The following is a 12,972-nucleotide window of genomic DNA, read 5'->3' on the forward strand; positions in this document are numbered from 1 at the left end:
CCCTCGTCAGCGATCGGTGAATCTTATTTGTCGTCGATACGAACTGCAATGTGACGGATAATGTCTTCGTTGATGTTCGCTAAACGCGTGTACTCATCGATTGCTTTAGAATCTGCATTTACTTTAACGATTTGGTAGAAACCTTCACGCAAGTCGTTGATTTCATAAGCTAAGCGGCGTTTGCCCCACTCTTTTGATTCGATGATCTCAGCGCCGTTTGAAGTAAGGATGTCGTTGAAACGCTCAACTAGAGCTTTCTTCGCCTCATCTTCGATTGCTGGCTGGATAATATACATTAATTCGTATTGTCTCATCTATTCTGCACCTCCCTATGGTCTTTGGCCGATTGTGACACCGGCAAGGAGCAAGTAACTTGTATTACTCACATCAATGAATTGTATCATGTTGGGAAGTAGAATGCAATGTATATTCTTTGCTACAGAATCTTTACTTTGCTGGCATTTTTCGTATACTTGAGTTAACAGATTTTTCTAAAAAAGGAGTGTTTTTTTGAAATTACGTTATTTCTTTGTGTATGTTGCATCATTCGTATTGATCTACTGGGTTCTTTCAACAATTCTAGAGTATCTGCCGATTGCCATTTCGTCTAACGGTGTAAACTTACTTATATCCTTATTGTTGTTAGTCGTGATTCTAGTGGTGAGTAAAATCGTCACGGATTGGGCGCTCGAACGACCGCTTCCGAAACGTCAAGGAACTGTTTAATCAAAAAGAGGGACTCAGCACTAAGCTGAATCCCTCTTTTTAATTTACACGTTAAAACGGAACAACATAACGTCGCCGTCTTGCACGATATACTCTTTTCCTTCAGAACGAACCTTGCCCGCTTCTTTCGCTGCTGGCATAGAACCCGCATCAACTAAATCGTCATAAGCCACTGTCTCGGCACGGATAAAGCCGCGCTCAAAGTCTGAGTGGATGACGCCTGCACATTGCGGCGCTTTCATGCCTTTGCGGAATGTCCAAGCACGTACTTCTTGCACTCCAGCAGTGAAGTAAGTAGCAAGACCAAGTAAGTTGTAAGAAGCTTTGATCATTTGATCAAGACCTGACTCTTGGATGCCTAACTCTTCTAAGAACATCTCTTTCTCGTCATCTTCTAAAGCTGCCATCTCTTCTTCAATCTTTGCACAAATCACAATAACTTCTGCACCTTCTGCTGTAGCAAACTCACGTACTTTTTCAACGTATTCATTTGAGCCGCCATCCATGATGTCGTCTTCCGATACATTGGCTACATACAGCATAGGCTTAATAGTCAATAAGTGAAGACCTTTAACAATCTTCAGCTCATCATCTGTAAGCTCAACAGAACGCGCTGAGTGACCTGCTTCAAATGCTTCTTTTAGTTTTTCAAGGACTGGTTGTTCTGCAAGTGCCTCTTTGTCTTTTTGCTTAGCCATTTTGCCAACGCGTGAAAGACGTTTGTCGACACTTTCAAGATCCGCTAAAATCAATTCCAAGTTAATGACTTCGATGTCTGAAATCGGATCCACTTTACCAGAAACGTGCGTAACATTCTCATCTACGAAACAACGAACAACCTGACAGATCGCATCTACTTCACGAATATGAGAAAGGAATTTATTCCCAAGACCTTCTCCTTTTGAAGCGCCTTCTACGATTCCAGCGATGTCAGTAAATTCAAATGCGGTTGGAACAGTTTTCTTTGGTTCAACCATTTCAGTCAATTTATCTAAACGTGCATCAGGTACTTCAACAATTCCTACGTTCGGATCAATCGTCGCGAACGGATAGTTTGCTGCCAGTGCCCCTGCTTTTGTAATTGCATTAAATAACGTCGATTTCCCTACGTTCGGTAAACCAACAATACCAGCTGTTAAAGCCATGGGTTCTCCTACCTTCCTTGTATCAACTTATTAATTATAAAGGGCTTCGTGCTCGCTGTCTATTGTTCCTCGTGATGGACTAGGACCTTCTTCATCTTCTTTGCAAACTCTCGACGTGGAATCATGACGCTATGGCCACATCCTTCACACTTGATACGAATGTCTGCGCCAAGGCGAATCACTTTCCAAGCATTTGTACCGCAAGGGTGTTGCTTCTTCATTTCCACCACGTCGTTGAGGTGAAACTCTTTATTTGGCTGCATTCGCTTGGCCCCCTCCTTTATGTTCAAACACGACCATTTTCTGATATGGGATCTCAATGTCATGCTCATCTAGGAATGTTTTAATATCACGGCGTAGCAATCGACCGACTTTGAAATGATTCATCGGCAACGTCTCCGCAGCAATTCGCATCACGACATCAGAAGGTCCCAGTGCATTCACACCAAGTAAGTCAGGGCGCTTCACAAGCTCAGGATACTTTTCTTCAGCCCCGTCTAAGAACTCATTAATCAGACGTTCTACTTCATCGACATTTGTCTCATAAGCAACAGACACATCTACCATAATTAAAGAGTTAAAGACAGAGTAATTGATTACCTCAGAAATGTTTCCGTTTGGAATGATATGAAGTTCGCCTGTATACGTTTTGATTTTAGTCGTACGCAGGCCAATCTCTTGTACGGTTCCGTTTGATTGATTGATCATCACTGTATCTCCTACAGCAAACTGATCCTCAAAGATAATAAAGAAACCTGTGATGATATCTTTTACTAAACTCTGTGCTCCAAAACCAATTGCTAAGCCGGCAATCCCCGCCCCTGCTAATAGTCCAGCAACATTAATATTGATAGTCGATAACAGGGCCAGTACACCTGCAAAATAGACTATGTAGGTCAATCCGTTTTGTAATAGTTTGATTAACGTCGTCTGTCTACGCTCTGTATAGCCAAGTGGTGTTTTGGAACGCAATATCATCACACGTTCGATAGCGGACTTTCCTACTTTTACAACAACAGCCATCAGTACTAATATTAATATCATTTTCAACAAAGCCGTTCCGATGCTAATCCATAAGGCTTCATTCACAATAAATTCTACTGTTCGTTCCCATATTCTTTCGACATTCATAGAGAACCTCCTTTTTTCATGAATAAAATAGTGAGTTCTACATAAACTGATAGAACTACAGCTGAAAGGCGGACATTGAATGATCCCTACTACGTATTCCATCCACTTTGAACAACCAGGTGCTATTTGGCAGCTCAGCACTGCGTTTTTAAACACGCTTCCTTTTGAAGATCCTAAACTTACCTTCATCTGTATAGGAACCGATCGATCGACTGGTGATGCGCTTGGCCCCCTGACAGGCTCGTTCCTAGCTCTCTATAAGAGCTTTCCATTTCGTGTTGTGGGCTGCCTCGACCAACCGGTTCATGCACTCAACTTGACCCAAACACTGGATGATTTGTATCACTACGATGCAGATGCACCCACTGTGGCTATTGATGCGTGTCTTGGCAATCGACGTGCCATCGGTGATATTCTACTTGAACTCGGCCCCCTTTGGCCAGGTAAAGCCGTTCAAAAAGCACTTCCGCCTGTTGGGAGCTATTCTATTAAAGGAATTGTTAATCATCTTCACGATGAAGGAATTGAGACTCTACAAACTACCCGCCTGCACATCACTCATGATATGGCTCGTGTAGTGGCCAATGCACTATTCCTTGCTTGGCATCGTCATTTAGCTAAAAAGCAAATGTCCATGTCACATACAATGCCACTACCAATAGACTTGGCAGCAAATTAGCCACACGTACTTTGGTGATCCCAATTAGATTTAACCCGATTGCAAGAATCATGATACCTCCAGTAGCAGTCATCTCACTCAAGAATAGCGTTAATGCTTCATCAGGTACTAAGCGTGTAATTTGAGTGGCAAACAACGCAATGCTTCCTTGGTAAAGTGCGACCGGAATGGCTGAGAGAATAACGCCTATGCCCAGTGTGGCAGAAAGCAAAATGGATGTAAAACCATCTATGATTCCTTTACTGATCAATAATTCATGGTCATTGCGAAGACCACTGTTGAGCGCACCTAATACACCCATAGCACCAATCACAAAAATTAACGTCGCTGTTACAAAACCTTGAGCAATGGTTCCCTCTTGGCCACCTTTGCTCATTTTCTTTTCTAGCCATTGTCCCAGTCGATTTAATTGCCTGTCTAGGTCCCACCACTCACCAAGTACTGCTCCAACCACTAAACTAATAATAACAATAATAAAATTAGTACTTTCAAAAGACATCTGAATGCCCATTACAGCTACTGCCAATCCAATGGCATACATAATTGTTTCTTTCATGCGCTCAGGAATGCCTTTAAGGAGTCGTCCAGCAATAGCCCCTACGACAATTAACAAGGCATTAATCAGCGTTCCCCACAACACCATTTTTCATCCCCACCTTACTTCTTCTAAATAGAATAAAAAACGAACCTATTCCCATGTTGTGGAAATAGGTCATTTTTTACTTCTCTAGTAATTCTAAAATACGTTCCAAATCATCTTTAGAGTAAAAGTCGATTTCAATCTTCCCTTTTTCTTGATCTTTAGAACGATTGATTTTAACGCCGGTTCCGAAACGATCACGCAATTCAGATTCTTTCTCTACTGTGAAAATATCTTTTTTATCTTTTGCAATTGTTTCACGTGGAACATTTTCATTCAAGCGTTGTACTAGCGCCTCTAACTGGCGAACATTTAATTGCTCTTTCTTTGTTTTCTCTAATATAAGTGGGATGTTTTTCTTTTTCTTCAGTCCAAGCAAAGCTTTCCCATGCCCCATTGAAATGACGCCACTTGAAATCGCTTGTTTGGCTTCATCTGGTAATACAAGTAATCGAAGATGGTTGGCGATATGAGGTCGACTTTTTCCAAGTCGGAATGCTAATTGTTCTTGCGTCAGGTCAAGAGTGTCCATCAGTTTCTGGTAAGCTTCCGCCTCTTCAATAGCTGTAAGATCTTCACGCTGCAAATTCTCCAGAATAGCAAGCTCCATCATTTCACGGTCGTCTAGATTACGTACAACTGCTGGAATTTCTGTAAGACCAGCTAGCTGTGAGGCACGGAAACGACGTTCCCCTACTACGATTTCAAACTTACTACCTTTTTTGCGAAGCATGATTGGCTGCAACACACCATGTTCTTTTATCGATGCACTCAATTCTTCCAGTGCTTGCTGATCAAAGATTTTTCGAGGTTGATACGGATTTGGTTTGATTACCTTTAATTCAACCTGCTCTACACGTTCTTGAGTGTTTTGATCTTCCCCTGGAAATAAGGCATTAATTCCTTTTCCTAACCCTTTAGCCATGTCTAATCACTTCCTTCGCAAGTTCCAGGTACACTTCGGCACCACGTGATTTTGGATCATAAATAATAATTGGTTCCCCATGACTTGGTGCTTCTGAAAGGCGTACATTACGTGGAATGATCGTTTTGTACACTTTTTCTTGGAAATACTTTTTCACTTCATCGATGACCTGCATACCAAGGTTTGTCCGAGCATCGAACATGGTCAGTAATACACCATCAATAGAAAGGTTCTTATTTAAATGTTTTTGCACAAGGCGAATTGTACTCAGTAGCTGGCTTAATCCTTCAAGTGCATAGAACTCACATTGAACAGGAATGATGATGGCATCTGAAGCCGTAAGGGAGTTGATAGTTAATAGGCCCAATGAAGGTGGACAGTCAATGATCACATAATCGTAAAAAGGACTGACTTCTTCTAATGAACGCTTCAATCGAACCTCTCGGGAAATGGTCGAGACGAGTTCAATTTCAGCACCTGCCAATGAAATTGTAGCGGGGACTATATGTAAATTCTCAACTTTTGTTTCTATAATAATGTCTTTTACAGGAACGTCATCTATCAGTACATCATAGATGCATTGATCAACTTCTCCTTTGTTTACGCCGACCCCACTTGAAGCATTCCCCTGAGGGTCAATGTCAACAAGCAGTACCTTTTTCCCTAAATATGCAAGGCAGGCACTGAGGTTTACGGAGGTGGTTGTTTTACCCACTCCCCCTTTTTGATTGGCGATGGCGATGATTCTTCCCACTCTTGCACCTTCTTTCTAAGCTCATATCTCTTATTCTATCAAATTTTTTGAATTTTAGTATTACATGTGCGTAACATTTCTAGAAAAGTGCAATAGGCTTGCTCAAAAATGTCGAGGAAATCGGGCGTGCCCATAGAGGCTCCCTTCGCCTCTATGGGTGCGACTGATTTTTGAGCGTATTTTTAGCCTGTGGAACTGGACACGTAGAAAAGTGCAATAGGCTTGCCCAAAAATGCCGAGGAAATCAAAATCTATTCAAAAAAATGCACCTGTACCAAAATGTACAAATGCATGGAATGGTTATTTACGTTTAGGGATTTTAATGACTACCTGATAGTAGTCCTCCTGATCCTCTTCTTGTGTTTCAAATTCAATACCACTTTTGGAAATCATCGATAACGATTGCTTCAACGTATTGAGCGCAATTCGAACATCACGGTTTACCATTTTTCGTCGTGGCTTTGGAGGCGTTTTTTTATCGCCCTCTTCAGCTTTCGCTTGAATCGCTGCAATACGCTCTTCTAGCTGCTTCACACTGAACTGTTCTCGAATAGCTTCTTGAAGCAATTCAAGTTGAAGTGCCTCATCTTTTACTTTCATTAATGCACGCGCGTGACGTTCGGATAGTTCCTTTGTCAAAATCGCATCCTGTACTTGCTTCGGCAATTTAAGAAGCCTAATTTTATTGGCAACTGTTGATTGGCCTTTCCCTAGTCTCTGGGCTAAGGCTTCTTGTGTCAATTCATGCAATTCAATTAACTGCTGATACGCGAGCGCTTCTTCAATAGCTGTCAATTCTTCACGTTGTAGGTTCTCAATAAGCGCAACAGAAGCAGTCTCTTTATCTGATAAATTTCGAACGATTGCAGGAACTTCTGTCCACTCCAGCTTGCTCATCGCTCTATAGCGACGCTCGCCTGCAATGATCTCATACTGACCGGATTCGATTTCCCGAATTACGATTGGCTGGATAATACCATGCGTCCGAATCGTGCGGGCAAGCTCTTCAATCTTTGAATCATCAAAAACTGTACGAGGCTGATACTTGTTCGGAACAATGCTTCCGATAGGAATTTGAACGACTTCTTCGACAGCGGTTGCCGTTGTTGCTGCTGTTTCAGTTATGTTGTCTTTCTCTTTTCCTTTATCTGTACCGCCAAAGAGCCTGGAAAAAGGACTTTTCATCTAAACGTGCACCACCTTCTATTACTAATCTATCACAAATCACTTGAAGATTAAATGTTTCACGTGGAACATTTTTACTGAATAGGGCTTTTATTTGGTGTACCTGGCTTTCGAGGATACTTCTTAGGTGTCGATTTTTTCTTAGAGAAAATATAAAGCTTGCGTTCACTATTTTCGACTGGTAATTGGAAAGAAAAATCTTCTACTAATTCTGCACCTAAAACAGTCAATGCTTTCTTAGCATCTTTTAGTTCGTCTTCCGCAGATGCCGCTTTCATTGCCACAAAACGCCCTCCTACTTTCGCAAGTGGGATGCATAGCTCTGAAAGGACAGAAAGACGAGCAACTGCACGTGCGGTTACTACATCAAAGGATTCTCGGTAAACAGGATTTTGTCCGAATTCTTCTGCTCGTGCATGAACGAACTCGACATGTTCAAGCCCTAGTTGATCACTTAGATGTGTTAGGAATTGGATGCGTTTATTTAAAGAGTCGACGATGGTAACTCGCATTTCAGGGAAACAAATCTTCATTGGAAGGCTTGGGAAACCAGCCCCTGCTCCTACATCACAAATGCTTAGTGGCTTTGAAAAATCCACATAGAAGGCAGCTGTGATCGAATCGTAAAAGTGTTTTAAATAGACTTCTTGTTGCTCGGTAATTGCCGTCAAATTCATCTTCTCATTCCATTCAACAAGCAGTTCAAAGTATGTCTTGAACTGCTTGATTTGATGGTCTGATAGCTGAATTCCTTTCTCGGCCAATGCTTCAATAAACTGTTGTTCGTTCATGGAATTCTCCTTAGCTTGAGACTTTGGCGATACGTCCCTGTTCAATGTAAACAAGTAAAATTGAGATATCTGCTGGGTTAACACCAGATATGCGTGTTGCTTGCGCCAATGAAAGCGGCAAGACTTCTTTTAGCTTTTGACGTGCCTCAGTGGCAAGACCTGAAATGGCGTCATAATCAATGTTCTCAGGGATTTTTTTATTTTCCATTTTCTTAAGCTTGTCTACTTGTAGTAATGACTTTTCAATATAGCCTTCGTACTTCACTTGAATTTCAATCTGCTCTTTTATGTCTTCTGACAACTCGAGGTCTGAAGGAACAAGCTGTGCCACTAAATCGTAGTTCATTTCTGTTCGCTTGAGTAAGTCTGAAGCTCGGATACCATCCTTCAGCTCACTTCCACTGACAGAACGAATCAGACTTTGTGTTTCTTCGTTTGGTTTAATAATGATGCCACGTAGACGCGCAAGCTCCGTCTCAATCGCATCTCTCTTCGCCATAAATCGCACATGACGCTCATCACTGATTAATCCAATTTGATGCGCAAGATCTGTTAGACGCAAGTCTGCATTGTCATGACGAAGAAGCAAACGATACTCTGCACGAGATGTTAACAAGCGATAAGGTTCATTGGTTCCTTTAGTCACGAGATCATCGATTAGAACGCCGATATACGCGTCAGAGCGGCTAAGAACAACCTCTTCTTCGCCTTTTGCACGACGAGCTGCGTTAATACCCGCCATTAGCCCCTGACCAGCTGCTTCCTCATAACCAGAGGTCCCATTGATCTGACCAGCTGTATAAAGGTTTTTAATCTTCTTCGTTTCAAGAGTAGGCCATAATTGTGTCGGTACCATTGCATCGTATTCAATTGCATAACCAGCACGCATCATTTCAGCTTTTTCTAATCCTGGGATGCTTTCTAGTAAGCGACGTTGAACATGTTCCGGAAGGCTAGTTGATAAACCTTGCACGTATACTTCTTTCGTATTACGTCCTTCTGGCTCTAGGAAAATCTGGTGACGTGGTTTGTCGTTGAAGCGTACTATCTTATCTTCGATAGACGGGCAATAACGTGGGCCAGTGCCTTTGATCATGCCTGAATACATAGGCGAAAGATGCAAGTTCTCTTCAATGATTTGATGCGTTTTTTCACCTGTATAGGTCAACCAGCATGGAAGCTGATCCATAATAAATTCTGTCGTTTCGAAACTGAACGCACGTGGTACGTCGTCTCCTGGTTGAATCTCTGTTTTTGAGTAATCGATAGTGTTGGAGTTGACACGTGGTGGCGTACCCGTTTTAAATCGCACGAGGTCGAAGCCCAGCTCTCGCAAATTATCAGCAAGTTTAATGGATGGCTGTTGATTATTTGGACCAGAAGAATACTTAAGGTCTCCAATAATGATTTCACCGCGTAAGAAAGTACCTGTTGTAACGACTACAGTTTTGGCCTTGTAGATGGCTCCTACCTGCGTCAGCACACCTGTTACTTCTTCATTTTCTACGATTAAGCTTTCAACTACTGCCTGATGGACAGACAAATTTGGTTGTTCCTCCATCAAACGTTTCATTTCTTGTTGATAAAGAACTTTATCAGCCTGTGCACGTAAAGCACGAACGGCTGGGCCTTTACCTGTATTGAGCATACGCATTTGGATATGGGTGCGGTCAATGACTTTGCCCATTGCACCGCCTAATGCGTCGATTTCCCGGACAACAATACCTTTTGCTGGTCCTCCTACTGATGGATTACAAGGCATAAAGGCAATCATGTCTAGATTAATAGTTAGTGCGAGTGTTTTGGCACCCATATTGGCTGAAGCAAGTGCTGCTTCTACTCCGGCGTGCCCGGCACCGATGACAATTACATCATATGTGCCTGCTTCAAATGTTCGCATAGTCTCTTCCTCTCTTTCATTATTTCCCGAGGCAGAACTGAGCAAAGAGTTGATCGATGAGACTTTCTTCTACAGTATCCCCTACGATTTCTCCTAGTATTTCCCAAGTTCTTGTTACATCTATTTGGATCATATCCACTGGTACGCCCTCTTCTGCTGCGTCCAATGCATCTTGAATAGTATCTTTGGCTTGATGAAGAAGTGCTATATGACGCGCATTGGATACATAGGTCATATCGCCACCCTGCATCCCACCTTCAAAGAACAATTTTGCAATCTCTTGCTCGAGTTCTTCAATGCCTTCGTCTTGTAGAATGGATGTCGTGACAATGCGACGATGACCGACTAGCTGCTCAAGTTTTTGATAATCAAGCGCTTGAGGTAGATCGGTTTTGTTGACGATTACAATCGTCTCCATGCCATGTGTCGCTTCCATTAAGCGCTCGTCCTCTTCAGACAGTGCTTCTGAGTGGTTCATGACTAATAAGATTAAATCAGCCTCTTTTAGCACTTGTCGAGAACGTTCTACTCCAATGCGCTCTACGATGTCTTCTGTCTCTCGAATACCCGCTGTATCCACAAGCTTTAGTGGCACTCCACGCACATTCACGTATTCCTCTATAATATCACGGGTGGTTCCCGCTATATCTGTGACAATTGCTTTATTTTCTTGAATCAGGCTGTTCAAAAGAGAGGATTTCCCTACGTTGGGACGCCCAACAATTACGGTAGACAGTCCTTCACGCAGAATCTTCCCCTGCATGCTAGTCTCGAGTAACTTTTCAATCTCCTGCTTAACCCACGTTCCTTTTTCACGCATCAGTGGTATTGTCATCTCTTCTACATCGTCGTACTCTGGGTAGTCGATATTGACCTCCACTTGTGCAAGTGTTTCAAGGAGTGCTTGGCGCAGAGATTGGATCAAACGTGACAGGCGGCCATCCATCTGACCTAGCGCTACGTTCATCGCTTTATCGGTTTTGGCACGAATTAAGTCCATAACAGCTTCCGCCTGGGAAAGGTCAATACGTCCGTTCAAGAAGGCACGTTTTGTAAACTCTCCTGGCTCTGCCATACGCGCTCCTGAACGCAATACAAGCTGTAGCACTTGATTGACGGTGACAAGCCCTCCGTGGCAGTTGATTTCAATGACATCTTCACGTGTAAAGGTCTTAGGCCCTCTCATAAGAGATACCATGACCTCCTCGACAACGTCTTCTGTCTCTGGACGAACAAGATGGCCATAGTGAATCGTGTGACTGGCTTCTTGATGGAGCTTTTTATGGGAAGGAGAGCGGAACACATGATCAGCAATTGAAACAGCCTCTGGACCACTCAGGCGAACAATTGCGATCGCCCCTTCTCCAAGTGGTGTGGAAATCGCTGCAATTGTATCAAATTCCATTTTTTTCTCTCCTCTATTGAACAGTTATCCACGTGTGGATAACCGATTTTTATTGAATTCACTAACACCTTACAATAGCATATTTTTGTGGAAAACTCTAGTTGCGGAACTGTGACAATCAGCCAAAAAAAAAGAACCCCGGTTAAGGGGCTCGCTCTACATTATTGAATAGGTTCAATGACTAAGTGACGGTAAGGATCTGCTCCTACTGAATACGTGTCGATGTCTACGTGAGTAGAGAGGGCATTGTGAATGATTTTGCGCTCGTAAGCGTTCATCGGTTCAAATTCTACCTTTTCACCTGAACGACGGGCTTTATCTGCCATCCGTTCTGCCAATTGCTCTAGAGAAACTTTTCGTTTTTCACGGTAGTTCTCGACATCGATTTTGACAATCATGAAGTTGCCAGAGTACTTGTTGGCGACTAATTGCACCAAGTTTTCAAGTGCATTCAACGTCTGCCCTCGTTTACCGATGAGCTGCGCGGCTTTTGCACTGTTCAATTGGAAGTGTACGTACTTTCCTTCGACTTCATGCGTCACATCCAGGTCTTCAATACCCATACCTTGTGCCACTTGCTTCATGTATTGAATGGACTCTTCAATCGCCTGGTCGTTGGAAGCGGGTTCAGCCTCAACTTTGAAAGCTTGTGACTGTTCAACCGCTGCCTCAACTGGCTGTTCACTGACGTCTTCCGCTACCGGAGACACGGTTTCTTCTATAGAAGAGACCACTGGTTGTTCTGAAATTAGAGAGGATGGTGCTTCTACACCATCATTGACATTCACTATCACAACTGCAGGCTTCGCTCCTAGACCGAGAAAGCCTTTTTTACCTTCATCTAAAATCTTGATCGATGCTTGGTCACGACTAATTCCAAGCTCTTTTAACGCTTGTTGAATTGCCTGCTCACTGTTTGCTGCAGTTTGTGTAGTGGATCTCATCTCTTATTCCCTCCCGTTTGAACTGGAACCGCCTGTGGTTTATTCCACGGCTTGTAGATTACTAAGTTTTGAATCAATGAGATTATGTTTCCGATAACCCAGTAAAGTGTTAATGCGGATGGTAAGACTAAACCGAACCCGACAATCATAAATGGCATGATGTACATCATGATTTTCATTTGTGGGTTGTCCATTGCTGGACCTGTCATCAAGGTTACTAACTGGAAAATCCCTGCAAGAATCGCCAGGATGACACTTGGCTCTGCTAGTGGGAATATCAAGAAATCACCTAAGTTGATTTCCGGTGTTGCGTTCATTCGGCTGATTGCATGGTAGAAACCAATTAAAATTGGCATTTGGACTAGAACCGGCAAACACCCTGCTGCTGGATTCACGCCTTTTTCTTTAAACAACGCCATCATTTCAGCTTGATATTTCTGTTGAGTTTGCGCATCCTTTGAACTGTACTTTTCACGAAGCTTTTTCAGTTCTGGTTGCACTTCTTGCATTTTTTTCGAGCTCTTTGTTTGTTTAATCAGTAGTGGAAGGATCGCTAAACGGATAATCACCGTAACAGCAATAATTCCAAGACCATAAGTTCCAAATAGGTTTTTGAAGTATGTGATGGCTGAAACTAGTGGCCATACAATGTATTCGTTCCAAAAACCGGTAGTTTCATCGTAAATTGGGTCATTAAATTCTGTACACCCTGCTAGAAATAGAGCCGTCATTACTAGCAGCGTAAGG

15 protein-coding genes are annotated in these 12,972 nt (G+C 42.7%); 2 read left to right on the forward strand and 13 right to left on the reverse strand.

Features of this window, described 5'->3' with window-relative positions; genetic code table 11:
• Positions 1-23: 23 nt before the first annotated feature.
• Entirely contained in the window at positions 24-314 is a 291-nt protein-coding gene (gene rpsF / locus MKY84_RS01885; protein WP_342527391.1) for a 30S ribosomal protein S6, read from the reverse strand.
• A gap of 196 nt (positions 315-510) precedes the next feature.
• On the opposite strand from rpsF, the gene MKY84_RS01890 reads away from it, so the two are divergent.
• On the forward strand, positions 511-726 hold the full coding sequence (locus MKY84_RS01890; protein ID WP_342527393.1) for a hypothetical protein: 216 nt from the start codon (positions 511-513) through the stop codon (positions 724-726).
• Positions 727-770: 44 nt separating this feature from the next.
• Here MKY84_RS01890 and ychF read toward each other — a convergent pair whose 3' ends face one another.
• From ychF to MKY84_RS01905, 3 genes are read right to left on the reverse strand one after another with little or no spacing between them, the layout of a single operon-like run.
• Positions 771-1,871, reverse strand: a complete 1,101-nt coding sequence (gene ychF / locus MKY84_RS01895) for a redox-regulated ATPase YchF (RefSeq protein ID WP_342527395.1) — start codon at positions 1,869-1,871, stop codon at positions 771-773.
• Positions 1,872-1,930: 59 nt separating this feature from the next.
• Positions 1,931-2,134, reverse strand: a complete 204-nt coding sequence (locus MKY84_RS01900) for a DUF951 domain-containing protein (RefSeq protein WP_342527397.1) — start codon at positions 2,132-2,134, stop codon at positions 1,931-1,933.
• Entirely contained in the window at positions 2,121-3,002 is an 882-nt protein-coding gene (locus tag MKY84_RS01905; RefSeq protein WP_342527399.1) for a mechanosensitive ion channel family protein, read from the reverse strand. Before MKY84_RS01905 ends, MKY84_RS01900 begins: the two co-directional genes overlap by 14 nt.
• 79 nt (positions 3,003-3,081) lie before the next feature.
• Between MKY84_RS01905 and yyaC the strand changes: the two genes are divergently transcribed.
• A complete protein-coding gene (gene yyaC / locus MKY84_RS01910; protein WP_342527401.1) occupies positions 3,082-3,681 on the forward strand; it encodes a spore protease YyaC in 600 nt (199 codons plus the stop codon).
• Here yyaC and MKY84_RS01915 read toward each other — a convergent pair.
• The 9 genes from MKY84_RS01915 to yidC form a co-directional block, all read right to left on the reverse strand.
• Positions 3,620-4,324, reverse strand: a complete 705-nt coding sequence (locus tag MKY84_RS01915) for a DUF554 domain-containing protein (RefSeq protein ID WP_342527402.1) — start codon at positions 4,322-4,324, stop codon at positions 3,620-3,622. The two genes, yyaC and MKY84_RS01915, sit on opposite strands and share 62 nt — an antisense overlap.
• A 76-nt stretch (positions 4,325-4,400) precedes the next feature.
• Positions 4,401-5,246 (reverse strand): ParB/RepB/Spo0J family partition protein, encoded by an 846-nt coding sequence (locus tag MKY84_RS01920; protein WP_342527404.1) that lies wholly within the window; start codon positions 5,244-5,246, stop codon positions 4,401-4,403.
• Positions 5,239-6,000 (reverse strand): AAA family ATPase, encoded by a 762-nt coding sequence (locus MKY84_RS01925; protein WP_342527406.1) that lies wholly within the window; start codon positions 5,998-6,000, stop codon positions 5,239-5,241. The genes MKY84_RS01920 and MKY84_RS01925 overlap by 8 nt, the downstream gene beginning before the upstream one ends.
• Positions 6,001-6,300: 300 nt before the next feature.
• Positions 6,301-7,185, reverse strand: coding sequence for a nucleoid occlusion protein (noc, locus tag MKY84_RS01930; protein WP_342527407.1), 885 nt, complete (start codon positions 7,183-7,185; stop codon positions 6,301-6,303).
• Positions 7,186-7,259: 74 nt separating this feature from the next.
• A complete protein-coding gene (rsmG, locus tag MKY84_RS01935; protein WP_342527408.1) occupies positions 7,260-7,976 on the reverse strand; it encodes a 16S rRNA (guanine(527)-N(7))-methyltransferase RsmG in 717 nt (238 codons plus the stop codon).
• A 10-nt stretch (positions 7,977-7,986) separates the two neighbouring features.
• Positions 7,987-9,876, reverse strand: a complete 1,890-nt coding sequence (mnmG, locus tag MKY84_RS01940; RefSeq protein WP_342527409.1) for a tRNA uridine-5-carboxymethylaminomethyl(34) synthesis enzyme MnmG — start codon at positions 9,874-9,876, stop codon at positions 7,987-7,989.
• Between the two features lie 19 nt (positions 9,877-9,895).
• Positions 9,896-11,281: a tRNA uridine-5-carboxymethylaminomethyl(34) synthesis GTPase MnmE gene (mnmE, locus tag MKY84_RS01945; protein WP_342527411.1), complete on the reverse strand. Its 1,386-nt coding sequence runs from the start codon at positions 11,279-11,281 to the stop codon at positions 9,896-9,898.
• Between the two features lie 161 nt (positions 11,282-11,442).
• On the reverse strand, positions 11,443-12,225 hold the full coding sequence (gene jag, locus MKY84_RS01950) for an RNA-binding cell elongation regulator Jag/EloR (RefSeq protein WP_342527413.1): 783 nt from the start codon (positions 12,223-12,225) through the stop codon (positions 11,443-11,445).
• Positions 12,222-12,956 carry a membrane protein insertase YidC gene (yidC, locus tag MKY84_RS01955; RefSeq protein WP_342528838.1) on the reverse strand — a complete coding sequence of 245 codons (735 nt, stop codon included), beginning with the start codon at positions 12,954-12,956 and terminating at the stop codon, positions 12,222-12,224. The genes jag and yidC overlap by 4 nt, the downstream gene beginning before the upstream one ends.
• Positions 12,957-12,972: the final 16 nt, after the last annotated feature.

It is taken from the genome of Chryseomicrobium sp. FSL W7-1435, assembly GCF_038595005.1.
Lineage (GTDB): Bacteria > Bacillota > Bacilli > Bacillales_A > Planococcaceae > Chryseomicrobium.

Coding starts and splice junctions, on each gene's coding strand:
- noc (WP_342527407.1), bottom strand. CDS start 7,185: ATGAAAAGTCCTTTTTCCAGGCTCTTTGGCGGTACAGATAAAGGAAAA.
- MKY84_RS01905 (WP_342527399.1), bottom strand. CDS start 3,002: ATGAATGTCGAAAGAATATGGGAACGAACAGTAGAATTTATTGTGAAT.
- MKY84_RS01900 (WP_342527397.1), bottom strand. CDS start 2,134: ATGCAGCCAAATAAAGAGTTTCACCTCAACGACGTGGTGGAAATGAAG.
- mnmE (WP_342527411.1), bottom strand. CDS start 11,281: ATGGAATTTGATACAATTGCAGCGATTTCCACACCACTTGGAGAAGGG.
- yidC (WP_342528838.1), bottom strand. CDS start 12,956: ATGACGGCTCTATTTCTAGCAGGGTGTACAGAATTTAATGACCCAATT.
- MKY84_RS01915 (WP_342527402.1), bottom strand. CDS start 4,324: ATGGTGTTGTGGGGAACGCTGATTAATGCCTTGTTAATTGTCGTAGGG.
- rpsF (WP_342527391.1), bottom strand. CDS start 314: ATGAGACAATACGAATTAATGTATATTATCCAGCCAGCAATCGAAGAT.
- yyaC (WP_342527401.1), top strand. CDS start 3,082: ATGATCCCTACTACGTATTCCATCCACTTTGAACAACCAGGTGCTATT.
- mnmG (WP_342527409.1), bottom strand. CDS start 9,876: ATGCGAACATTTGAAGCAGGCACATATGATGTAATTGTCATCGGTGCC.
- ychF (WP_342527395.1), bottom strand. CDS start 1,871: ATGGCTTTAACAGCTGGTATTGTTGGTTTACCGAACGTAGGGAAATCG.
- jag (WP_342527413.1), bottom strand. CDS start 12,225: ATGAGATCCACTACACAAACTGCAGCAAACAGTGAGCAGGCAATTCAA.
- rsmG (WP_342527408.1), bottom strand. CDS start 7,976: ATGAACGAACAACAGTTTATTGAAGCATTGGCCGAGAAAGGAATTCAG.
- MKY84_RS01920 (WP_342527404.1), bottom strand. CDS start 5,246: ATGGCTAAAGGGTTAGGAAAAGGAATTAATGCCTTATTTCCAGGGGAA.